Below are 22,899 nucleotides of genomic sequence, written 5' to 3'. Positions count from 1 at the left end.
GAATGAGCTGGATACTTAGAAAAACAATTAGGAGGACTAGGGATGTTTGATTTGGATCCATATATAGATAAATTTGCTACGGTAAAAGTGATTGGAGTAGGTGGCGGTGGAAATAACGCCGTTAACCGGATGATTGAAGACGGAGTACAAGGTGTAGAGTTTATTGCTGTTAATACTGATGCACAAGCTCTTCATATGTCAAAAGCGGAAATCAAGATGCAGATCGGGAGTATGCTGACAAGAGGATTGGGTGCAGGTGCAAATCCCGAAATCGGCAGAAAGGCAGCCGAGGAGAGCAGGCAAGAACTTGAGGAAGTGTTAAAAGGCGCGGATATGGTGTTCGTGACAGCGGGAATGGGCGGAGGCACTGGTACTGGAGCTGCGCCGGCTATTGCTCAAATCGCGCGTGATGTTGGCGCACTGACAATTGGTGTAGTCACACGTCCATTCAAATTCGAAGGAAACAAGCGTGCACAAAATGCGGCAGCCGGAATTAAAGAGATGAAAAAAGCCGTTAATACTTTAATCATCATTCCAAACGAACGATTATTGGAAGTAGTCGACAAAAGAACCCCGATGCTCGAAGCCTTCCGTGAAGCGGACAATGTCCTCAGGCAGGGTGTTCAGGGTATTTCGGATTTAATTGCCGTACCGGGTTTAATAAACCTTGATTTTGCTGACGTAAAAACAATCATGTCATTTCCAGGAACAGCCTTAATGGGGATTGGTGTTGCCTCAGGTGATGGACGTGCTGTCGCAGCTGCGAAGAAAGCCATCTCCAGCCCATTGCTTGAGACCTCCATCGATGGAGCCAAGGGAGTATTGTTGAATATAACTGGCGGCAGGGATATAAGCCTGTATGAAGTACAAGAAGCAGCCGATATTGTAGCCGAAGCAACCGGCCAGGAATTGAATATGATTTTCGGTTCCGTCATTAACGAACAGCTTGATAAAAATATCATGATTACAGTGATTGCCACTGGTTTCAACCATGATGACGAACTCCCAGCCAATCCCTCCCAACGCTCGTTAACAGAAGGAATCGGAACGCACCGATCTCAAAGGCACGCAGCACGGCATGAGAGTGCAGCTTACAGAGAACCTGCTCATTTCGAAAAAACTGAAATGGAACCTATAGAATATGAAGAATACGGTGAATATGAAGAACCAGGAAGATATGAAGAACAACGAAATTACGGAAAACAACGAAGTTATGATGAACCACGAAGCTATGATGAACCCGTACAGCAAGACCGCCAAACGCAAAATCAAGATGACTCACTAAACATTCCAGCCTTCCTTCGTAAAAGAAGCAGAAGAAGATAATATTTTAAAAACGATTCGATTCGAATAGAAATCTCAGACTGTAGACAACCTCAGGAAACAAGGTAGTCTACAGCTTTTTTTAGTTGGTTAAGTGTATATGACCTTTCAGATGAAAAATTTCACCTCGAATGGTCTTTAAAAAAGCGTTACTAGTCCCTGAAACTTATTTCATCTTGGCCAGCTTCTTATTGAGTTCTGCTATTTCCTTCTCGACCTCGTAGAGATTTTTCTGCATCCGGTCCCTGCGAGCGGTGAGTACACTTAGCTGTTCCTTAAGTTCTTCTTTCGTTTCAGACATTAGCCCCTGCCCTCCATTGAATGTTTATATTGGGTCCACTTCCCGGATTCGACACCATCGTAGTCTCCCTCGAAGGAGGTGCGAATATGAAAAATAAGACCTTCCTTTTTCGGGAATCCTTTTTACTATGTACAGTACTGTAGCGATGAAAGCTTTTCCCCATAAAAAGAAGCAAAGTGCCGCAGCTCTTTGCTTCTTTCACTATATTCCCTTATTGATAAATATGGACAAACGGTTCATCCTGGTCCGGTTTCTTTACAATCAATGCTTCCGGTCCCATGACGGAGGAAATATTGACCTGCACCGATACATAGCTCGGGAAGTGCTCCATGACAAGCCCCGTTACGTACTGGGTGAAACCAATGGCTTCGGCTTTTCCGTAGAACTGGATTGGAATATTGATGTTCAGCTCCTGTAGCTGGCCATCTAGATAAAATCCCTTTCCAATGACTCCATTGAAGTTAGGAAAATAGGTTTCTACATCTTGCTTGAAGTTCTGGAAGAAGGTTAAGTCATCCCTGTGGTCCTTCTGCGCTTGATCTGAAGGGAATAGGATATATTCTTCCTTTACATCCTTCCAGCTGCCGATATTGTTGCTTCCCTGGGATACCTCGGCATATGCAAAGAAGTTTCCAGGCACGACAGACGATTTGCTTTGCTGTTCAAACAGTCCGACAGTGATCGGCACATTGCTTAATTCCTTGATTCCTCTTAGCCTGTTGACGACTTCCTGGGCCATTTTCTTGCCTTCCCTTTCAAGGACGGCACGGGAAATATTCTTTTCATAAACAGCGCCATACTTTTCTTTTGTATAATAGTGAACGGAATTCATCGCCAGCCCGATTGCCACGCCGCCTAACTGGTACGTTCCCTTTTCTCCGCCTACTTTTACCAAGTAGTCGTGTTCAAGTATGTGGGCGAGGTAAATCGGGTTCTTCTTATTTCGTTCATGTACGTCACCTGTACCAGGATCGGCAGGATTTAATCCTGGATTGTCCACCGTGACCTTTGTCTTTTTCGTTTTCTTTTTCAATTCCTCTTCCTTGGCCTTAACCTGAGCATCGGTCATTTTTCGGTTAAGCCAGGATGTCACAGTGTCACCATCAAGGTACTGCCCTTCCTTGAAAACGTATTGATCTGTGGAAAAAGAGTTTTGGGCAATGCGCATCAAGCCGGTTTCAAACTCGGTGATATCATAGCGCGTATTTAAATTATTGACGACCATACCGCGGGCTTCCCCAGGCTCAAACGGCATGATGGTCCGGTAATATTCGTCCGAAATCTTGTATTTCGGGATAATCGCTTTTTCTTTCGTATCATCATCCTTCTTCTGGACGACCTCTTCCTGCTTTTGAAAATTAGGGGCACAGGCCGTCAGCAAAAGGACAAGAGATAAAGCGACCATTGAGAGCTTTCTCATGGCGTTTACACCTCTTATTTATTTAATTCTTCAAGCATTCTCTCCTCGTTCCACACTTCAATCCCCAGGCTTTCTGCTTTTGTCAGTTTCGATCCCGCATCTTCACCTGCGATGACCAAATCTGTTTTCTTGCTCACGCTTCCGGCTACGTTGCCGCCAAGCGCCTCGATTTTTTCCTTCGCTTCGTTTCGTCCCATTTGCTCAAGCTTCCCTGTCAGCACGACCGTTTTACCTGCAAAGAATGAATCCGAATCTTCAGCAGAAATTTTTCTTGGGCCTTTATATTCCATGTTAACTCCGACAGCCTTCAGCTCAGAGACTAATTCTTTTACCTCATCATTGTCAAAATACATGACAACTGAATCGGCCATCTTATCGCCGATTTCGTTGATCGCTGTTAATTGGTCACGTGATGCTTCCATCAGCTGGTCCATCGTGCCAAATTCCTGGGCAAGCGTTTTGGCTGCTTTCGCTCCGACAAGGCGGATGCCAAGGCCAAACAAGAGCTTTTCCAGCGAATTCGCTTTTGAAGCTTCGATCGCTGACAGCAGGTTGTTGACGGACTTTTCGCCCATCCGGTCAAGTGCAAGCAGCTGCTCGCGAGTCAGTTTGTAGATATCGGCAACGTCCTTGATCAGCTGTTCAGCAAACAGCTGGCTGACCACTCTTTCACCAAGTCCGTCAATGTTCATCGCATCGCGGGAAACGAAATGGATCAAGCCTTCCCTGATTTGCGCAGGACACTTCGGATTGATGCAGCGAAGTGCGACTTCCCCTTCAATCCTGACAAGCTCGCTTTCACATTCAGGGCAATGGGTCGGCATATGGAATTCCACTTCGTCGCCAGTCCGTTGCTCTGCAAGAACGTTCACAACTTCCGGAATGATGTCCCCGGCTTTTTTCACGACCACTTTATCGCCGATTTTAATATCCTTTTCACGGATCAGATCTTCATTGTGCAACGATGCTCTTCCAACCGTCGTCCCCGCAACCTGAACAGGCTCTAAAATGGCAGTCGGCGTAACAACTCCAGTACGTCCGACACTCAATTCAATATCCTTCAAAGTTGTGACGACTTCTTCAGCCGGGAACTTGAAAGCGATGGCCCAGCGAGGGCTTTTCGCAGTGGTACCAAGCTCTGCCTGCTGATCAAACGAATCGACTTTAATGACGATGCCATCAATATCATACGGAAGATTCGGGCGCTTTTCGACCCATCCGTTTACATATTCAATGACACCTTCAATGTCAGCAACCTTGCGTCGTTCTTTATTTGTCTTGAAGCCCAGCATCTCAAGGTAATCCAGACCTTCGCTGTGGGACTCGATTCCTGTATTGCCGACATCAGCAATCCCATAAAGGAACACATCAAGGCTCCGTGAAGCAGCAATTTTAGGATCAAGCTGGCGCAAAGAGCCTGCAGCCGCATTGCGCGGATTCGCGAATGGCTCCTCTTCCCGTTCAAGTTTCGCCTTGTTCAATTTTTCAAAGGACTTCTTTGGCATGAACGCTTCACCGCGAACCTCCAGTGAAACAGAATCCTTCAGGCGGATCGGCAAGGAGCGGATTGTCCTAAGATTAGATGTAATATCCTCACCCGTCGTTCCATCCCCCCGTGTCGCCCCACGGATAAACATACCGTCTTCATAAATGAGCGAAACAGCAAGTCCATCTATTTTCAGCTCGCAAACATAGGCAACATTTTCGCCAACACCCTGGCGGACCCTGCGATCGAAATCACGAAGATCCTGTTCATCAAACGCGTTGCCCAGGCTTAACATTGGCGTGGCATGCTGCACTTTGTTGAACATCGTTAAAATCTCGCCGCCGATACGCAGTGTTGGAGAATCAGGTGTCTGCAATTCAGGGAATTGCTCCTCAATCTCAATTAATTCTCTTAGTAATCGGTCGTATTCGGCATCCGGGACCGATGGCTGGTCGAGTACATAATATTCATATCCATATTGATTAAGCAGATTTTGCAAATCCTTGGCTTTTTTTTCAGCGCTCTGAAAATCCATAAATCCAGCCCTTTCATAACTAGCGTTAAATTTATAAGATGATTACGCTTTTTGATTGGAGCACATTTTACAAGCAGTCGTTTACGCCTTTTGAATCGGCGCGAATTTTGCCAGCAGTCGTTTGATTCCTGTTGGGCTTGGGAACGCGATATCAAGCTCCATTCCTTCACCGGATCCTTTTACGCTGACAACCGTGCCTGTTCCCCACTTGCCGTGCTGCGCTTTGTCTCCAACCTTCCATCCGATTTCCTCGCCGCCGCTAGATGCTGCAACTGGACGGGCAACTGCACCTCGCTGTGGGATTGCCGGTCTTGCTGCTGGTCTGCCGCCGCTTACTGGTGCAGATCTCTTCGGTTTCGGAGCAGCATCTTCAACCAATTCAGCCGGGATTTCCTTAATGAACCTTGATTCTGGATTCATATTTGTACGGCCAAACAAGGTACGCATCTGGGCATTCGTGATGAACAGTTCTTCTTCTGCACGTGTAATTCCGACATAAGCCAGACGGCGCTCTTCCTCCATCTCCATCTCTTCCATTAATGAACGGCTGTGCGGGAATACTCCCTCTTCCAACCCAATCAAGAAGACGACTGGAAACTCAAGACCTTTCGCAGAGTGGAGCGTCATCAGTGTGACAACATCCGTCTTCTTTTGGCCATCATCATCGAGACGGTCAATGTCAGCGACTAGCGCCAAATCAGTCAGGAATGCGACAAGAGTTTTATCTTCACTGCTTTCTTCAAAGCTGTTTGTTACGGTTAAAAATTCATCCAGGTTCTCAAGACGACTTTGAGACTCAATCGATTTTTCCGCTTTCAGCATGTCACGGTATCCAGTCTTATCAAGAACTTCCTCTACTAGCTCCGTTACAGAAAGATATTCCTGCTGCTGTGTGTAGTTACGGATCAGATTACGGAATTCGATGGCCGCCTTTTCCGCTTTAGGGCTGAGGCCGATCATTTCGATCGTTTCAAGCGCCTGGTACATCGATAGGTCATGCATCGTTGCGAAGTTGGCGATTTTATCGATTGAAGTGGAACCAATCGCGCGCTTCGGCACATTGATGACCCTCTGCAAACTGATATCATCATCAGGGTTTGAAATCAAACGAAGGTACGCAAGGACATCCTTGATTTCTTTTCTGTCATAGAACTTGATGCCGCCGACAATGTTGTAATCGATGTTTGACTTCAGGAATGATTCCTCGATTACACGGGACTGGGCATTGGTTCTGTATAAAATCGCAATATCAGAAAGCTTGCGGCCATTCCTCAGGAGCTCCTGAATTTTACCGATGACAAACTGGGCTTCACCTTGCTCGCTGTCTGCACGGTAATACATGATTTTGTTGCCTTCTGCGTTTTCCGTCCAGAGGTTCTTCGGCTTACGGTTCATATTGTTCTGGATGACCATATTAGCTGCTAAAAGAATTTTCTTTGTTGAGCGGTAGTTTTGCTCTAGCAAAATGACAGATGCATTCGGATAATCCTTTTCGAATGATAGGATGTTTGCGATGTCAGCCCCTCGCCAGCGATAGATCGACTGATCTGAGTCACCAACTACACATAAATTCTGGAAACGCTGCGCAAGTAATTTTACAAGCATATACTGCGCCCTGTTCGTATCCTGGTACTCATCGACGTGAATATACTGGAACTTGCGCTGATAGTATTCAAGCACTTCCGGCACACGGGTGAACAGCGTAATCGTCGACATGATCAGGTCATCAAAATCGAGCGCATTGTTTTTGCGAAGCCTGCGCTGGTATTCTTCATACACATCGCTGACCTTCTGCGAGAAGTAATCACCAGCTGTTTTCGCGTATTCCTCCGGTGTGATCAGTTCGTTTTTCGCCGAGCTGATCGTTCCAAGAATCGCGCGTGGATCGAATTTCTTCGGATCCATGTTCTTGTCTTTCAGAATCGATTTAATGACTGACTGCTGGTCAGTCGAATCGAGGATCGTGAAATTGCGGTTGAAGCCAAGACGATCGATGTCCCGGCGCAAAATACGGACACACATCGAGTGGAACGTCGAAATCCAGATATCGTCTGCCGCGCCGCCCATCATCTTATGGATCCTCTCGCGCATCTCACGTGCTGCTTTATTCGTGAACGTAATCGCCAGGATGTTATAAGGATTTACCCCTTTTTCCACCATTAAATACGCAATCCTGTGCGTTAAAACCCTCGTTTTGCCACTGCCCGCACCAGCCATCAACAATAACGGCCCGTCCAACGTCTTGACAGCCTTCTGTTGCTCCGGGTTCAAACCATTCAATAATTTATCCGTCAAAAATTGCACATTCCTCACCACCATACAAACATTTGTTCTTATTTTATATCAAAATCCAATTCCAGACAAACACACACATTAACGCACTACCTCGCTGGGGGTCAGACCCCCACCACTTCACCGTATCACCGCACCGGGGGTCTGACCCCCAGCGCTTTAACGCACTGAAGCGGCAGCTACTGTTTTGAGCGCTTCTTCGAGGTTGCTGTAGACTGCATTTCCTACGACGATTACGTCTGAGTGGGCGGCCATTTCGGCTGCCTGCTGTGCTGTTTCGATTCCGCCTCCGTAGAAGAGGACGGTCTTTTCGAGTGCGCCTTTGGCTGCTTTGACGATTTCGGGATCACCATAGGTACCGCTGTATTCTAAATAGAAGATTGGCAGGCTGAACATTTTTTCTGCCATCATCGCATAGGCTCTGACTTCTTCAACGTCCAATTCCGTCTTGGCCTCGGTTAGCTTAGCAGCCTTGCATTCTGGATTCAGGATGCAATAGCCTTCCATCATAACCTCGTCCCAATCCATCAAATCGCCATATTCCTTCACTGCTTCGTGATGCATCCCGGTAATCCACTGCGGATTGCCGCTGTTGAGTACAGTCGGGATAAAGTAAAAATCGAATCCCGGTGTGATAGAATCTATAGTAGAAACTTCTAGAATGCATGGAACCGTGTAACGGCGGACTCGGGACATCAAATCAAGGACTCCTTCAAGAGTGACACCATCGGTCCCTCCTACCATGATCGCGTCGGTTCCAGACTCGCAGATTCTATCAAGTTCTTCATCAGTTATTTCTTTATTTGGATCGAGTTTAAACACATGTCGCCACTCGCGAACATCGTACATCCTTGAATTGCCCCCATTCTATATTTCCATTCCACCATTATAGCATTTGTTCCCTCCAGACAAAAAGGAAACATCAGGTTAATGGGGAATTTAACAGATTAACTAGGAGGAGAACTTTTCTTCCTTCCTTGCGCGTTCTACTCCTGACTTTCAATCATTTTCATTATCGCTAACTCCAGGCCGTTTTTCCCTAACTATTCCTAAATGGCCGCCTCAAACGCAAACAAAAAAACCGAAGCCCCACTGGACTCCGGTTCCTGCAATCTTTTAGCCTTATAAAACCCAGGTTCTAAGCCTGTTCCTTCGCAGCATTCTCTTCTTCCTTCAAACGATCCAATGCCATTTCATATGCATCGTTACCATAGTTCAAGCAGCGCTTGACCCTTGAGATCGTGGCTGTGCTTGCACCTGTATCTGTCTCGATTTTATGGTAGGTTTTGCCCTCGCGAAGCATGCGGGCAACTTCGAGTCGCTGTGCCAGTGACTGGATTTCGTTCACAGTCGCCAAATCATCAAAAAAGCGATACGCTTCGTCAAGATCTTTTAGCGATAAAATCGCCTTGAAAAGTTGATCTAATTCTTTACCTCTTAATTTATCAATTTGCATATAGTCATACCCCTTATATACTCTAATTTTTATTATGACTGTTTCCGCTTTGTATTTACTCCGCGAACATCGCCTTATTGTTCAGAGTCGAATGAGACATCGCTGATTGATGGGACGATGTTAATCCATGTTTTCCCGGGAACGAAACCAGCTTTTTCCCCATCCTTATAAGGGACAATCCTGCCAGCTTCATTTTTCCATTGTATCTCATTGACTTTGCCTTTTTGAAACAGATAACCCGTACCGCCAGATTCCAAATCAACATCCCTGCGGCCAGCTGAATCTACAATTTTGTGATCCATCTGCACGACCAGAAGGTTATCAATCAGCACTGGTTCCTTCGAATCGAGATCAGCCGTTTCTTCATTCCCTGAAAAACGATGATACTTCCCGGCTTCAGCATCATATTCATAAATCAAATCGAATGCTGGCGTCCCGTAAGATACCATGATATCCTTGGCAGCTGCACCTTCAAGCCCATCGAATTCTTCCTTGCTTAAAAAAGCTGCAGAATCTGGTGCCGCATTCATATCGTAGTTTCTTTTTTCAGCACCTTTTATCATATTCTCATAAGTGATATATGAATTGTGCGGGGCCTTGCGGAAGCTTGCCCTCTTAAAAAGTGAACCGTCATACTGAATGCCGTTGATGTTGTCAATATCCCCGCGATCGAGCATTTCCTTCGCTTCAGGACTGTAGCCATGGGCCACAAAAAAGCTGTCATATCCTAAAGCCATGTCGATAAAATACTCCCTTGCACTTCGGATGGGCCCCACCTTCTCAGGGTGTTCACTCTGGTATATTGCAACCAGCCTTGTTACTTCCCCTTCAGCTAAAACCTCATAAATGAGATCCGCTTCATTGAGACCCGACTGCGGCCTTGCCTTCGGGTGGTTATTCACCACAACCGCAATGGCTCTGCCTGCCGGCTCTTCTTTTGTGCCAATTCCCGTCAGCGGGAACTGATAAGGCAGCTTTTCTGCTTCTTTGACAACGTCTTCAACTTCTTTTTCTTTATGTTGTTCCGCTGCATCTTTATCTGTCTTTGTCTCTTTACTGCTGCACCCGGCTAGAAGGATCATCAAAGCCGCTGTTACAGCGATCCATTTTTTCATCATTCTCGCCACCCCTGTGAACTCCCTGTTCTCATGGCTGTAAATGTCTTGATGCACTTTTATATTTTAACGCATTATCGTTGGAAAGAGTACCGTTTTTTTCATGACATCATAGATGCCCCGCTGCGTGATTCTGATGTATGGCAAATGCGTTGATGAGAAGAATAACAGTGAATAAATCGGGTCTGCGAACTTATACCCTTTTTCCTTCAAATACTCAAGCAGCTTCTTTTCTTCAGCCATCAATTCACCTACAGGATGACTGGACATGATGCCTTGCAGCCTTAACGGAATTTCCCTTACAGGCACTCCATTCTCGCAGGCAACAATTCCGCCGCCAAGCTCTTTCATCCGGTTAAAAGCAGCCATCATATCCTGCTTGTTTTTGCCGATCAGGATAATGTCACCTGTGTTGGAGAATGAACTCGCAAGTCCCTGCAAATCAGTCGCAAAGCCTTTTAGAATTGTATTGATCCTCCACTCGCCATTCCTGTCAATCAGCATGAAAAAGCACTCATCATGACTTGAAGCTAATTCATCACTTGATACATCAATTGAGATGGAATATGGTTTTGTAATGACCGAATTCTCCATCTTAATGCCAAACGGCATCGAGAATTGCATATCATCAAACGTCAGCTCCCAATCGATTTTTAACGGCTCGAATCCTAATTCTGACCAATCCAGCTCACTTGCCGCTTCGATTGCGTCTCCGTCACGCTTCACCCACTGGCCTTTTGCCAGCACGGAAACAGGAGCAGGTTCACGCTCATCACTTAAAAAGTTGATGTTCGCAATCCGGCCTGTCGCAATGTTGCCGTGCAAATGCTCGAAATTATAATACCGCGCCACATTAATTGTCGCCATATTGTAAGCGTCAATGACCGGAACACCTCTATCGATGGCAATCCGGATCAATTCATCCATCACTCCATTTTCGTAAAAGGCTGTTGACGCACCATCCGTTGTCATCATGAAGCGGTCATAAACCGCGATATCAAGCTCATGAATTTCATCAAGCAGCTTCGGCAAATCCGGGCGAATCGAAGAATGCCGGAGTGACACCATATAGCCCTGCATCAGCCTTCTTCTAACTTCTTCACCCGTCATCGCCTCATGGTCGCAATCCGCACCAAACAGCATCATTTTTGCAAGCGTTTTTTCAGATGCGCCAGGAAAATGGCCTTCGATTTTCTTATGAAGGCGCTTCGTTTCCTGCATCCAGTGAAGAATCATGTCATCCCCGTTCATCAGCTTCGGCCAGCACGTCAGCTCGCCCCCCTGAAGGACATTCTCATGCTCAAGCCAGGCTCTGACATTGCTGTTTGAAAACACTTCTTCCTCATGCTGGATTTCCGTTTGTGCATCAAACCGGCACCACCAATACATCGTGACAGGGTTATTGTTCAGCTCATTGATAAAAGTAAACGCTTTCTTTTTACCCAATTGTAAAGCAAGCACCATATTATCGCTAATCATCGTGGTCGTCCCAGTCTGAGATGCATAGGCAGCAAAAGAATGGGGATTATAAAGTTGAAACGGATGGGCGTGCGGTTCAATATAACCCGGCACAAGCTTCATTCCGCTGCAATCAACTGTTTCGCACTGTTTCGTATTCTCAGGCAGATTTTCACCAACATACACAATCCGGTCCTTGTAAATCCAAATGTTCGCAGTCATCCATTTGCGGAAAGTCTGGTTCAAATAAGTCGCATTCTTCAGCAAAATCGTCGGTGAAAGGGAGCCGTCCAAAACAGCAGCATGGTCGCGCAATTGTTTGTTTTTCCATCGATAACGTTGTTCCATACCATGTTCCCCTTTTCTCTATATATAAAAAAATCGTTTAATCCCAATAAAAGAAAGCCCTTTCATTATTGGTTACTATGGTAACATATTTCGTCGTTTAACGCACTAAAGAATTTCAAATTAATTGTAAAAACTTCGTAAAGGAGCGATTAAAAAATGAATGTACGCCCGAACATTGGAATCATTAACGCACTGGTCAGAATCACGATGGGACTGACGATTCTTGCTTGGTCCACTTCAAAAATGGTGAAACGCCCGTGGAAAGACTCATATATCTTCATGGCAATGCTTGGAGCAATGAAAGTCGGCGAAGGCATCGTCCGCTACTGCCCGCTAACAGCCGCCTACGAAAAAGGCCAGGATATGATGGAGGACAACAACGCCGAAACAGGCGATGGCGAAGGATGGATTCCCTATAATCCAAGCTGACACTCTGCCGGGTCAATGAGAAAGACAAAAGCCCCCAAACCTGGGGGCTCCATAAAGGAGATGAAATTATGTTTTGGGAATACGTGACGGACATGAGCTTCGTATGGATCGCGATCGTCGGAAGCATCATTGCCCTGCTGCTTGTTTTTACCCGTGGAGTTAACAAGAGACGCGCACGATAACTTCTATTGGTTCCTACTCTATACGTGTATGATTACAGGTCCTAACAAGATACGCGGCCGATTGCCTTATAGCCAATGTCCTTACGGTAAAACGTTTCCTTGCACTCCAGCTTTTCAAGCTCAGCATATACCTTTTGCTGCGCTTCTTTTAATGAGGGTGCTTTTGCCCCGACCAGCAGGACCCGTCCGCCGTTGGTCGTAAACTGACCTTCATCGTTCTTCGCTGTACCTGCATGGAAAACCTGAGACATATTTTCTATTCCTTTGAGGACCGCACCCTTCTCGTACTCCTCGGGATAGCCATTTGCCGCGACGACAACTCCTACCATCGCTTCCTCATGCCACTCAATCTGCGGAGAGTTCCCATCCAGCACCTCAAGCATAACCTCAACCAAATCCGATTTCATCCTTGGCAAAATCACCTGAGTTTCCGGGTCGCCAAAACGCGCATTAAATTCGATCACTTTGGGTCCGTCCGCGGTTTCAATCAGCCCGGCATAAAGGATACCAGTAAAACTGCGGTCTTCCTGAACCATTGCGCGCGCCGCCGGAATCAGCACTTTTTGCACTGCTTCCTCGACTGTTTCCTTGCGAATATGCGGTACCGGTGAATAAGCGCCCATTCCGCCAGTGTTCGGCCCCTTGTCGCCATCAAACGCACGCTTATGGTCCTGCGCGATTTCCAGCGGGATCACGGTTTCACCGTCCACAAATGCCATCAGCGAAAACTCTTCCCCAGTTAAAAATTGCTCCATGACCACACTTGCCGACGCCTCGCCAAACTTTTCGTTCAATAACATATCCTGGAGCGCGTTTTCCGCCTCATGCTGGGTCATCGCCACGACCACGCCCTTGCCAGCCGCCAGCCCGTCTGCCTTGATCACAATCGGAGCTCCGATTTTATCAAGATAGGCTTTTGCTTCAGCATACTTAGTGAAAACCTGGTATTCTGCAGTAGGGATTCCGTATTTTTTCATGAGATCCTTCGCGAACGACTTGCTGCCCTCGATCACTGCCGCAGACTTTCGAGGACCGAAAACCTTAAGGCCCTCCTCAATGAATCGGTCTGCCAATCCTTCAAGTAATGGAACCTCAGGACCAATGATCGTCAGGCCAATTTCCCTTTCCTTAGCGAAAACAGCAAGCTCATCCAGCTGATTTTCATTGATCTTCACAAGCGATGCGCAGTCCATCATCCCCGGATTGCCCGGAGCCGCAAAAACCTCCGACACCAGCGGACTCTCGCTGACCTTCTGGCAAATCGCATGCTCCCGGCCGCCTCTGCCAACCACAAGAACCTTCATTCCCCGCACCTCCGTTTTAAAATACCTTTTTCTGATTTTTTGGTTTGAAATTGTACTTTATGAGGTTTATTTAACTATATTTAACGTCCAGCCACGATCCCAATCGCTTTTTTTCGTGTTGGATTCATTAATTGCTAGTTGGTTTGGATTTTATTATTTGTAAGTTTGGACTTATTACTTGTAAGTATCGATTTATTACTTGTAAGTTTGGACTTATTACTTGTAAGTATCGATTTATTACTTGTAAGTTTGGACTTATTACTTATAAGTATCGATTTATTACTTGTAAGTTTGGACTTATTACTTATAAGTATCGATTTATTACTTGTAAGTTTATTTATTACTTATAAGTATCGGTTTATCACCAGTAAGTGCCGCTTTATTACCAATAACCATCCATTTATCACCAGCAGAACATCCCTGACCCAAAACCCAATGTAACTCAACCTGACTTGCTGATCCCTCTACTCCAAATCTTAATGCCTGAAATGCCTGACACCCGTAAACACCATCGCAATGCCGTATTCGTCCGCTTTTTTAATCGAATCAGCATCACGTACGGATCCGCCTGGCTGGATAATCGCAGTGATTCCTGCTTTTGCCGCAGCTTCAACTGTGTCATCCATTGGGAAGAATGCATCTGAAGCAAGCGCAGCTCCCTCGGCTTTCTTTCCAGCTTGTTCAAGCGCAATTTTCGCTGCGCCTACACGATTCATTTGGCCTGCGCCGATTCCTAAAGTAGAATCCTTATCTGAAACAACAATCGCATTCGATTTCACATGCTTTACGACCTTCCAGCTAAGCTTCAATGCTGCCCACTCTTCCTCATTCGGCTCACGCTTTGTTGGCACAGAAATTTCCGCATCTTCAAATCCAAACGCATCCTGTTCCTGAACCAGCATTCCGCCCTCGATTGAAGTTAACGCAGTTTCCTTCGCCATCTCCCCCTCAAAAGGCACTTTTAGCAAACGAAGATTTTTCTTAGCCGTTAAAATCTCCAAAGCTTCCTCGCTAAAAGAAGGCGCTATGATGATTTCAAGAAAGATTTCATACAGCTTGCTTGCTGTTTCCCCGTCGACCTCGCGATTCAGGGCAATGATCCCGCCAAAAATAGAAACTGGATCTGCTTCGAACGCTTTACCAAAAGCATCGAATACATCTTTACCAGTTCCGACACCGCATGGATTCATATGCTTAACCGCAACCGCAGCCGGCTCAGAAAATTCCTTCACGATCTGCAAAGCTGCATTTGCATCATTAATATTGTTATAAGAAAGTTCTTTTCCATGGAGCTGTTCCGCAGCCGCGACCGAAAATGCGGACCCAAGCGGCTTCTGGTAGAACGCTGCTTTTTGGTGCGGATTTTCACCGTAGCGAAGATTTTGCTTCAACTCATAGGTCACCGTCATTTTTTCTGGCTGCTCTTCACCTGCAAGTTTCGTCATATATTCAGCAATCAGCGCATCATAAGCAGCTGTGTGGCGGAACACTTTTGCTGCAAGCCTGCGACGTGTTTCCATCGTCGTTTCGTTATTACTCTTATATTCTTCGATGACCTGCTGGTAATCGGCTGGGTCAACTAGAACGGTTATGAATTGATGGTTTTTAGCTGAAGCGCGCAGCATCGCAGGTCCGCCGATGTCGATGTTCTCGATCGCATCCTCAGGCGTCACACCAGGCTTTGAAATTGTTTCTTTAAAAGGATAAAGGTTCACGCAGACAAGCTCGATTTTCTCGATTTCATTGTCAGCCATTTGAGTCTGATGTCCAGGATCACTATATTTCGCAAGCAAACCGCCGTGGATTTTTGGATGCAGCGTCTTCACGCGGCCCTCAAGGATTTCAGGAAAACCAGTGACATCACTAATGCCAATGACCGGCACGCCGCCATCCTTAAGAGCTTTCTTTGTTCCGCCAGTCGAAACGATTTCAAAACCTAGCTCGACTAATTCCCTCGCTAGCTCAACAATTCCGTTTTTATCTGAAACACTGATCAGTGCACGCTTTTTTCCCATTGTACTGCCTCCTCTTTTCCATTCAGCAGCTGTTCCAAAACCTCTGGATACAGGCTGTGTTCGATCTGCTGTATTTTCTTGTGAAGTGACTCTCTCGTTTCTCCCACGTCAATCGCGACTGCGCTGCTGGCTATGACAGGGCCTGTGTCCATCCCCTCATCAACATAATGAATCGTGACACCTGTTCTCTCCACACCCGCTGCCAGCGCCTGTCCGATGGCATCCTTCCCCGGAAACGCAGGTAATAACGAAGGATGTATATTGACAATCCTTCCTTCAAAAGCCTTAAGCAGCGTCGATCCGATCAACCTCATATAACCGGCCAGCACCACAAGCTCGACATCAAGACTCGTTAGTTTTTGTAAAATCTTCGTCTCATATGCTTCTTTTGACCGAAACCACTTCGGGTTAATGACCAGGCTCGATATCCCCAACATTTCTGCACGATCCACCACAAATGCCCCCGGCTTGTCGCATACGAGCAAGCAAATTTCAGCATTTAGGATGCCAGATTGCACAGCGACACCTATCGCCTGAAAATTACTGCCGCTTCCTGAAGCGAAAACAGCGATTTTCTTCAAGGTTTGCTTCTCATCAGACCGGTCGGCAGCTGCACGCAATTTGCCCCACATCATATCAAGCCACCAGCCATCTTAATACGAATCCCTTCAGATTCAGAGACTGTACCAATCACCGAAGCCATTTCACCATTTTCATTAAACAAACGAACCACTTCCGGCGCAACGTCCGGATCTACAGCAGCGATCATGCCAATCCCCATGTTAAAAATGTTGTACATATCCTGGCGCTCAAGTCCCCCAAGGGATTCCAAAGTTTTAAACACCTGCGGAATTTCCCAGCTGCCCTCTTCAATGTCAGCGCCCAATCCTTCCGGAAGCATCCTTGGAATATTTTCGATAAAACCTCCGCCCGTGATGTGGGCAAGGCCCTTGATCTCATATTGTTTCAGCGCGGCAAGCACAGATTTTACATAAATGCGAGTTGGTTTTAAAAGCTCCTCGCCAAGTGTACAGCCAAATACGTCCACATAATGGTCTAACTCCAGTCCAGCCTGTTCAAGAAAAACCTTGCGGACAAGTGAGTAGCCATTGCTGTGGATCCCGCTTGATGCAAGCCCGATCAATACATCACCGGCTTTGATTCCGGCACCGGTTATGATATCTGACTTCTCGCAGGCACCAACCGCAAAACCAGCCAAATCGTATTCCTCAGGAGAGTACATGCCTGGCATTTCCGCAGTTTCCCCGCCCACAAGCGCACAGCCTGCCTGCTCGCAGCCATCGGCAATCCCTTTGACAATCGCTTCGATCTTTTCAGGAACAGCCTTGCCGCATGCAATGTAATCAAGGAAATATAATGGCTCGGCTCCCTGTACAACGATGTCATTCACGCACATCGCCACGGCATCGATGCCAATTGTATCATGGCGGTCCATCATGAAGGCCAGCATAAGCTTTGTGCCGACGCCATCAGTACCTGAAACGAGCACAGGCTCCTTCAGACCAAGGCTGGATAGGTCGAACATCCCGCCAAATCCGCCCAGCGCACCGATCACACCCGGCCTTACCGTCCGCTTCACATGCTTTTTGATCCGCTCAACCGCCTCATACCCAGCCTCAATATCCACACCTGCCTGCTTATACGCGTTTGCCATGTTCACTACCTCCTATTTGGCTGTTTTTCATTTAAAATTTCTTGATATTTGTACGCCATCATTCTGTGTAATTGCACCCTGATTGGCTGATTCCCTCGGTTACGGGGTGTAAGTGCACTCTAAATTCATGTATTAGTACCATCACTGAATGCAATTTCCCAATCATCGATCATAATCTCCCAAAACACAGTCCAATTCTACCGAATCACCGTCATAATTGCCCGAAAAACGGCGTTATTCTCCCGGAACTCCCGCATAATCGCGCCGTCATCCTATATATAGAAAAACTCAATCAGCACTTCTGTCCAGCAGGAGTCGCCGATGGATAAATTTCCGTCGGGTACTTCCCTGTAAAACAAGCCAGACACTGTCCCCGCGTCTCACCAGGTTCATTGCGGCCAATCGCCTCAAGCATGCCCTCGACACTTAAAAACGTAAGCGAATCCGCACCGATCAATTCACGAATTTCTTCAACCGAGTGCTCAGATGCAATCAATTCCTCACGAGTGGATGTATCGATTCCATAAAAGCACGGGTTCTTAATCGGCGGCGAGCTGATGACGACATGCACTTCCGTCGCACCTGCTTCCTTCAGCATGTTCACAATCCGGCGGCTAGTCGTTCCGCGCACGATCGAATCATCGACCATGATGACACGCTTCCCTTCGACCACACCGCGCACAGGTGAAAGCTTCATTTTCACGCCCTGTTCCCTAAGTGACTGGGATGGCTGGATGAATGTCCGTCCGACGTAGCGGTTCTTGATCAAGCCCATTTCATAAGGAATGCCTGATTCCTCGGCATATCCGATTGCCGCAGAAATACTTGAATCCGGAACACCGGTAACAACGTCCGCTTCAATCGGCACTTCAACCGCCAGCTGCTTGCCAAGATTTTTCCGGGCAGTATGGACGTTAATTCCGTGAATGTTGCTATCCGGTCTTGAAAAATATATATATTCCATCGTACAGATGGCAGTCGTTGAATTCATTGAATAGATTTCTGAATGGAGACCATCAGCATCGATGATCAGCAATTCACCAGGAAGGACATCCCTGACAAATTCAGCGCCGATAATATCAAACGCGCAAGTCTCGGAAGCTACTACATAAGCATCGCCAAGCTTCCCTAATGACAGCGGGCGCAGGCCATGCGGATCGAGCGCGACCATCATTTCCGTTTCCGTCATGATCAAAAACGCATAAGCACCCTTCAGCATCGGCAGCGCATTTTTCACACGGTCCTTCAGCTGGCTGAAACCGCCGCGCTTGATTAAGTGGGCAAGGACCTCAGTATCCGAGCTCGTTTGAAAAATACTTCCCTGTGCCTCAAGCTGATTCCTCAGAGCATCAGCATTCACGAGATTGCCATTATGAGCAAGCGCCAGACCGCCGCTTTGCGATTGGAACAGGAGCGGCTGGACATTCTCATAGCCGCCGCCTCCTGCTGTCGCATAGCGCACATGACCGATTGCGCCAACGCCCTGAAGGTCTTCCATCACATCAGCGGTGAAAATCTCATTAACAAGTCCTTCACCCTTCCTGACCTTAAGCTGCTGGCCATCAGTCACGACAATGCCAGTACCCTCCTGGCCGCGGTGCTGCAGGCTGTGAAGACCGTAATAAGTGATTTGTGCTGCCTCGGTATGTCCCCAAATTCCAAAAACGCCGCATTCCTCATTCAAGCCTTTTAGTTCAGCAAGCATGGAATGGCTCCTTTCCAGGCCTTCTTCAGCCCAGTTGCATCTTGATTGATCACATTCTCGCCGTTTACATCAATCTTTAAAACTGGCGTCTCAATCACTTTTCCAATCAGCACTGCGTCTGTTAAACTCTCAAACTCAATTTGGTGCTCTGGTTTTACCGATAAAATAAACCTGGACTGCGATTCGCTGAACAATGCCGATACAGCAGTACCTTCCAGCTCGACCTCAGCTCCCAAGCCCTTGCTTCCGATCACCGACTCAGCAAGAGCAACCGCCACTCCGCCTTCCGCGACATCATGCGCTGATGCTACAAGACCGTTCTTGATCGCGGTTAAAATTTGTCCCTGATAGCTTGCTTCTACGTCTAAATTAAGCTCAGGCGACTTTCCAAAAATGCGCCCATACATAAGTTTCTGCAGCTCACTGCCTCCGAATTCATCCTTCGTTTCGCCCAATAGATAAATCAAATCGCCGGCATTTTTAAAATGCTGCGTCGTAACATGCTGCAAATTCTCAACCAGACCAACCATGCCGACAACCGGAGTGGGATAGATGGCTGTTCCATTTGTTTCGTTATACAAGCTGACGTTTCCGCCAATGACAGGCGTTCCGAGTGTCCTGCACGCTTCACTCATGCCATCAACTGCTTTTTCAAACTGCCAGAAAATCTCCGGCTTTTCAGGGTTTCCGAAGTTCAGGCAATCCGTGATCGCGAGCGGTTCACCGCCGGAACAAACAATATTACGAGCCGCTTCAGCAACAGCAATCTTCCCGCCTGTTTCCGGATCAAGATAGATATAGCGGGAGTTGCAGTCTGTCGTCATCGCCAGACCCTTTTCGGTTCCACGGATTCTCACGACAGCCGCATCAGAACCAGGTGAAACAACTGTGCTCGTGCGCACCATATGGTCATACTGGTCGTAAACCCACTCTTTGCTTGCAATCGTCGGCTGCTGCAGCAAATCCAACAAGGTCTTTTCATAGTTTTCAACGTTAGGAATCTCATTTTTCATCGACTGGAACTCACGGAAGTAAGCTGGTTCACTAGAAGGCTTGTAATAAACAGGCGCTTCTTCAGCAAGTGCATCTGCTGGAACATCGGCAACGACTTCCCCTTTATGTAAAAGGCGAAGCATTTTATCATCCGTCACCCGGCCAATTGCAACCGCTTCGAGCTCATACTTTGAAAATAGGTCGATGATTTCCTGTTCACGTCCTTTTTCAACGACAATCAACATGCGCTCCTGGGATTCAGACAGCATCATCTCATAAGCCGTCATACCCGTTTCACGCTGCGGCACTAAATCAAGGTTCATCTCAATCCCTGAACCTGCCTTGCTCGCCATTTCAGCAGACGAACTCGTCAATCCAGCTGCACCCATGTCCTGGATGCCGACAAGTGCATCATTTTTCACAAGCTCCAGGCATGCTTCAAGCAGCAATTTTTCCATAAAAGGATCGCCGACCTGGACAGCAGGACGCTTATCTTCAGATGACTCATTCAATTCCTCAGAAGCGAAAGTCGCACCATGGATTCCGTCGCGTCCTGTTTTCGCGCCAACGTACATAACAGTGTTTCCTACGCCATGTGCCTGGCCCTTCTTGATGTCTTCGTGATTGATCAATCCAACGCACATTGCGTTCACAAGCGGATTTCCTTCATATGCGCCGTCAAACTGGACTTCGCCGCCAACCGTCGGAATGCCGATGCAGTTTCCGTAGCCAGCAATCCCGGCAACAACCTGTTCAAACAAATATTTCACGCGCGGCGATTCAAGCTCGCCAAAGCGGAGAGAATTCAGCAATGCAATTGGCCTTGCTCCCATTGAAAAAACGTCGCGGATGATTCCGCCGACACCTGTAGCGGCACCCTGGTAAGGCTCGATCGCAGAGGGGTGGTTATGGCTTTCGATCTTAAAAACGACCGCCTGGCCATCTCCGATATCCACAATCCCTGCGCCTTCGCCCGGTCCCTGTAAAACGCGTTCGCCAGTGACAGGGAACTTTTTCAACACAGGCTTCGAGTTCTTGTAGCTGCAGTGCTCTGACCACATAACCGAGAACAATCCGGTCTCCGTGTAGTTAGGCAGGCGCCCAAGGATTTTTTCAACAGAAGCAAACTCGCTGTCTGAAAGACCCATTTCCTGATAGATTTTATCCTCTTTAATTTGCTCTGGACTTGGTTCAAGCATTAACCGCATTTGCTTCCCTCCATTGTTTGACGATTGATCGGAATAGTTGCAGACCGTCTGCGCCGCCAAGCAGCTCATCTACTGCACGTTCTGGATGAGGCATCATGCCAAGGACATTTCCACGCTCATTGATGATCCCGGCAATATTTTCAAGGCTTCCATTCGGATTCTCGCCATTGTATGTGAACACAATCTGGTTATTTTCCTTCAAACTTGCTAAAGTCTTCTCGTCGCAATAATAGTTGCCTTCACCATGCGCAACCGGAATCGTGATGACTTCGCCTTTTTCATAGCCAGCCGAAAACATCGTTTCGTTATTTTCAACCTTAAGCTCGACCTGCTTGCAGATGAACTTCATGCTGTCATTTCGGCGCATCGCCCCAGGCAGCAATCCTGCTTCCAGTAAAATCTGAAATCCATTGCAGACGCCAAGCACAGGCTTTCCCGCTTCAGCCGCCTTCACAACTTCCTTCATGACATTGCTGAACTGCGCAATCGCGCCTGATCTTAAATAGTCTCCGTATGAAAATCCCCCTGGTAAAAGAACAGCATCGTAGTCTTCAAGACTTTCAGCGTCATGCCAGACATACTCAGCCTGTTCGCCAAGCTCATCTTTTACCGCATGGTACATGTCGATGTCACAGTTTGAACCCGGAAATACGATCACCGCAAATTTCACTTTGCAACAACCTCCTCGACTTCATACCTGTAATCTTCAATCACTGTATTCGCCAGCAGGCGCTCACACATTTCCTTGACCGCTCCGTCAACATCCTTCACGCTCTCATCCAATGTCAGTTCCATATACTTGCCAATCCGGACATCCTGAATGCCTTCGTAACCGTGCGTCGCCAGCGCATTTTTCACAGCCGTTCCCTGTGGATCCAAAACACTTTCCCTTAACGTGACATACACCTTTACTTTAAACATGCAGTTGTCCTCCCAATCTCGTTAAAATAGTTTCATAAGCATCTGTCAGATTCCCTAAATCGCGGCGAAATACGTCCTTATCAAGCTTCTGCTGCGTTTCCATATCCCAAAGCCTGCAGGTATCAGGCGATATCTCATCAGCCAATAAGATCTGGCCATCAGCATCCTTCCCAAACTCAAGCTTGAAATCGATTAACGTAACACCAATCTCTGCGAAAAATCCGCCTAGCACCGTATTGATTTTCAAAGCAGCATCCTTCAGCTGTGCAACTTCTTCAGCCGAAGCCAGTTTCAGCACATCAACATGGTCATCCGTGATCAGCGGATCTCCGAGCGCATCATCCTTCAGGTAAAACTCAACGATCGGCCTTGAAAGCTTTTTGCCTTCTTCCACTCCAAGTCTTTTTGAAAAGCTGCCAGCTGCAAAATTCCTGACCACCACTTCAAGTGGAATGATGTTAACTCGTTTTACCAATTGCTCATTCTCAGAAATTTTTTCGATAAAATGGGATTGGATTCCCGCTTCGCTAAGCTTTAAGAATAGTAAACTAGTAATCTCATTATTCAGTCGGCCCTTGCCAATAATCTCAGCCTTCTTCTCGCCATTGAACGCCGTAGCAGAGTCCTTATACTGAACCCTTACAACCTCTGCTTCATCAGTAGCGTAAATCCGCTTTGCTTTTCCCTCATATAACAGTGCTTGCTTTTCCATTTCAACGCCTCCGATTGAGAT

At 47.0% G+C, this 22,899-nt stretch carries 20 protein-coding genes; 3 read left to right on the top strand and 17 right to left on the bottom strand.

Translation table 11 applies throughout. From position 1 onward, the window contains the following. Positions 1-42 precede the first annotated feature (42 nt). Complete coding sequence (gene ftsZ, locus AABM38_RS01750) at positions 43-1,326, top strand: cell division protein FtsZ (protein WP_423408838.1); 1,284 nt, start codon at positions 43-45, stop codon at positions 1,324-1,326. Between the two features lie 163 nt (positions 1,327-1,489). On the opposite strand, the gene AABM38_RS01745 is transcribed toward ftsZ, so the two are convergent. The 8 genes from AABM38_RS01745 to AABM38_RS01710 form a co-directional block, all read right to left on the bottom strand. After that, on the bottom strand, positions 1,490-1,624 hold the full coding sequence (locus tag AABM38_RS01745; protein WP_423408837.1) for a hypothetical protein: 135 nt from the start codon (positions 1,622-1,624) through the stop codon (positions 1,490-1,492). Between the two features lie 211 nt (positions 1,625-1,835). After that, positions 1,836-3,044 (bottom strand): CamS family sex pheromone protein, encoded by a 1,209-nt coding sequence (locus AABM38_RS01740; RefSeq protein WP_423408836.1) that lies wholly within the window; start codon positions 3,042-3,044, stop codon positions 1,836-1,838. A 14-nt stretch (positions 3,045-3,058) separates the two neighbouring features. Next, positions 3,059-5,065 (bottom strand): NAD-dependent DNA ligase LigA, encoded by a 2,007-nt coding sequence (gene ligA / locus AABM38_RS01735; protein ID WP_423408835.1) that lies wholly within the window; start codon positions 5,063-5,065, stop codon positions 3,059-3,061. A gap of 81 nt (positions 5,066-5,146) precedes the next feature. Next, positions 5,147-7,369: a DNA helicase PcrA gene (gene pcrA / locus AABM38_RS01730; protein ID WP_423408834.1), complete on the bottom strand. Its 2,223-nt coding sequence runs from the start codon at positions 7,367-7,369 to the stop codon at positions 5,147-5,149. 147 nt (positions 7,370-7,516) lie between these two features. Then, positions 7,517-8,206 (bottom strand): heptaprenylglyceryl phosphate synthase, encoded by a 690-nt coding sequence (locus AABM38_RS01725; RefSeq protein WP_423408833.1) that lies wholly within the window; start codon positions 8,204-8,206, stop codon positions 7,517-7,519. A 289-nt stretch (positions 8,207-8,495) separates the two neighbouring features. Next, on the bottom strand, positions 8,496-8,813 hold the full coding sequence (locus AABM38_RS01720; protein ID WP_335378212.1) for a YerC/YecD family TrpR-related protein: 318 nt from the start codon (positions 8,811-8,813) through the stop codon (positions 8,496-8,498). 74 nt (positions 8,814-8,887) lie between these two features. Then, positions 8,888-9,931, bottom strand: a complete 1,044-nt coding sequence (locus AABM38_RS01715; RefSeq protein ID WP_423408832.1) for a DUF3048 domain-containing protein — start codon at positions 9,929-9,931, stop codon at positions 8,888-8,890. 63 nt (positions 9,932-9,994) lie between these two features. After that, positions 9,995-11,734 carry an adenine deaminase C-terminal domain-containing protein gene (locus AABM38_RS01710; RefSeq protein WP_423408831.1) on the bottom strand — a complete coding sequence of 580 codons (1,740 nt, stop codon included), beginning with the start codon at positions 11,732-11,734 and terminating at the stop codon, positions 9,995-9,997. A 156-nt stretch (positions 11,735-11,890) separates the two neighbouring features. Here AABM38_RS01710 and AABM38_RS01705 point away from each other — a divergent pair, with 156 nt between their 5' ends. Beyond that, the gene (locus AABM38_RS01705) at positions 11,891-12,163 is read left to right on the top strand and encodes a YgaP family membrane protein (protein ID WP_423408830.1); all 273 of its coding nucleotides are present in this window, start codon (positions 11,891-11,893) and stop codon (positions 12,161-12,163) included. Positions 12,164-12,231: 68 nt separating this feature from the next. Continuing rightward, positions 12,232-12,345, top strand: a complete 114-nt coding sequence (locus AABM38_RS01700) for an EYxxD motif small membrane protein (RefSeq protein WP_423408829.1) — start codon at positions 12,232-12,234, stop codon at positions 12,343-12,345. A 41-nt stretch (positions 12,346-12,386) separates the two neighbouring features. Here the strand turns inward: AABM38_RS01700 and purD are convergent, their stop codons facing one another. From purD to purC, 9 genes are all read right to left on the bottom strand, one after another. Continuing rightward, positions 12,387-13,649 carry a phosphoribosylamine--glycine ligase gene (purD, locus tag AABM38_RS01695; protein ID WP_423408828.1) on the bottom strand — a complete coding sequence of 421 codons (1,263 nt, stop codon included), beginning with the start codon at positions 13,647-13,649 and terminating at the stop codon, positions 12,387-12,389. A 476-nt stretch (positions 13,650-14,125) separates the two neighbouring features. Further along, positions 14,126-15,664 (bottom strand): bifunctional phosphoribosylaminoimidazolecarboxamide formyltransferase/IMP cyclohydrolase, encoded by a 1,539-nt coding sequence (purH, locus tag AABM38_RS01690; protein WP_423408827.1) that lies wholly within the window; start codon positions 15,662-15,664, stop codon positions 14,126-14,128. Then, positions 15,643-16,245, bottom strand: a complete 603-nt coding sequence (gene purN / locus AABM38_RS01685; RefSeq protein WP_423410625.1) for a phosphoribosylglycinamide formyltransferase — start codon at positions 16,243-16,245, stop codon at positions 15,643-15,645. Before purN ends, purH begins: the two co-directional genes overlap by 22 nt. A 50-nt stretch (positions 16,246-16,295) precedes the next feature. Further along, positions 16,296-17,339 carry a phosphoribosylformylglycinamidine cyclo-ligase gene (gene purM / locus AABM38_RS01680; RefSeq protein WP_423408826.1) on the bottom strand — a complete coding sequence of 348 codons (1,044 nt, stop codon included), beginning with the start codon at positions 17,337-17,339 and terminating at the stop codon, positions 16,296-16,298. Positions 17,340-17,631: 292 nt separating this feature from the next. Continuing rightward, on the bottom strand, positions 17,632-19,044 hold the full coding sequence (purF, locus tag AABM38_RS01675; protein WP_423408825.1) for an amidophosphoribosyltransferase: 1,413 nt from the start codon (positions 19,042-19,044) through the stop codon (positions 17,632-17,634). Further along, entirely contained in the window at positions 19,029-21,245 is a 2,217-nt protein-coding gene (purL, locus tag AABM38_RS01670) for a phosphoribosylformylglycinamidine synthase subunit PurL (protein ID WP_423408824.1), read from the bottom strand. Before purL ends, purF begins: the two co-directional genes overlap by 16 nt. Then, positions 21,229-21,915: a phosphoribosylformylglycinamidine synthase subunit PurQ gene (gene purQ / locus AABM38_RS01665; RefSeq protein ID WP_423408823.1), complete on the bottom strand. Its 687-nt coding sequence runs from the start codon at positions 21,913-21,915 to the stop codon at positions 21,229-21,231. Before purQ ends, purL begins: the two co-directional genes overlap by 17 nt. Continuing rightward, entirely contained in the window at positions 21,912-22,166 is a 255-nt protein-coding gene (gene purS / locus AABM38_RS01660; protein ID WP_423408822.1) for a phosphoribosylformylglycinamidine synthase subunit PurS, read from the bottom strand. Before purS ends, purQ begins: the two co-directional genes overlap by 4 nt. Then, positions 22,159-22,878, bottom strand: coding sequence for a phosphoribosylaminoimidazolesuccinocarboxamide synthase (purC, locus tag AABM38_RS01655; RefSeq protein WP_423408821.1), 720 nt, complete (start codon positions 22,876-22,878; stop codon positions 22,159-22,161). Before purC ends, purS begins: the two co-directional genes overlap by 8 nt. Positions 22,879-22,899 lie beyond the last annotated feature (21 nt).

Source organism: Heyndrickxia sp. MSNUG (assembly GCF_049532715.1).
Taxonomy (GTDB): domain Bacteria; phylum Bacillota; class Bacilli; order Bacillales; family Cytobacillaceae; genus Mesobacillus.
The sequence above is the reverse complement of the archived record's forward strand: the minus strand, read 5'-3'. Positions and strand labels throughout refer to the sequence as shown.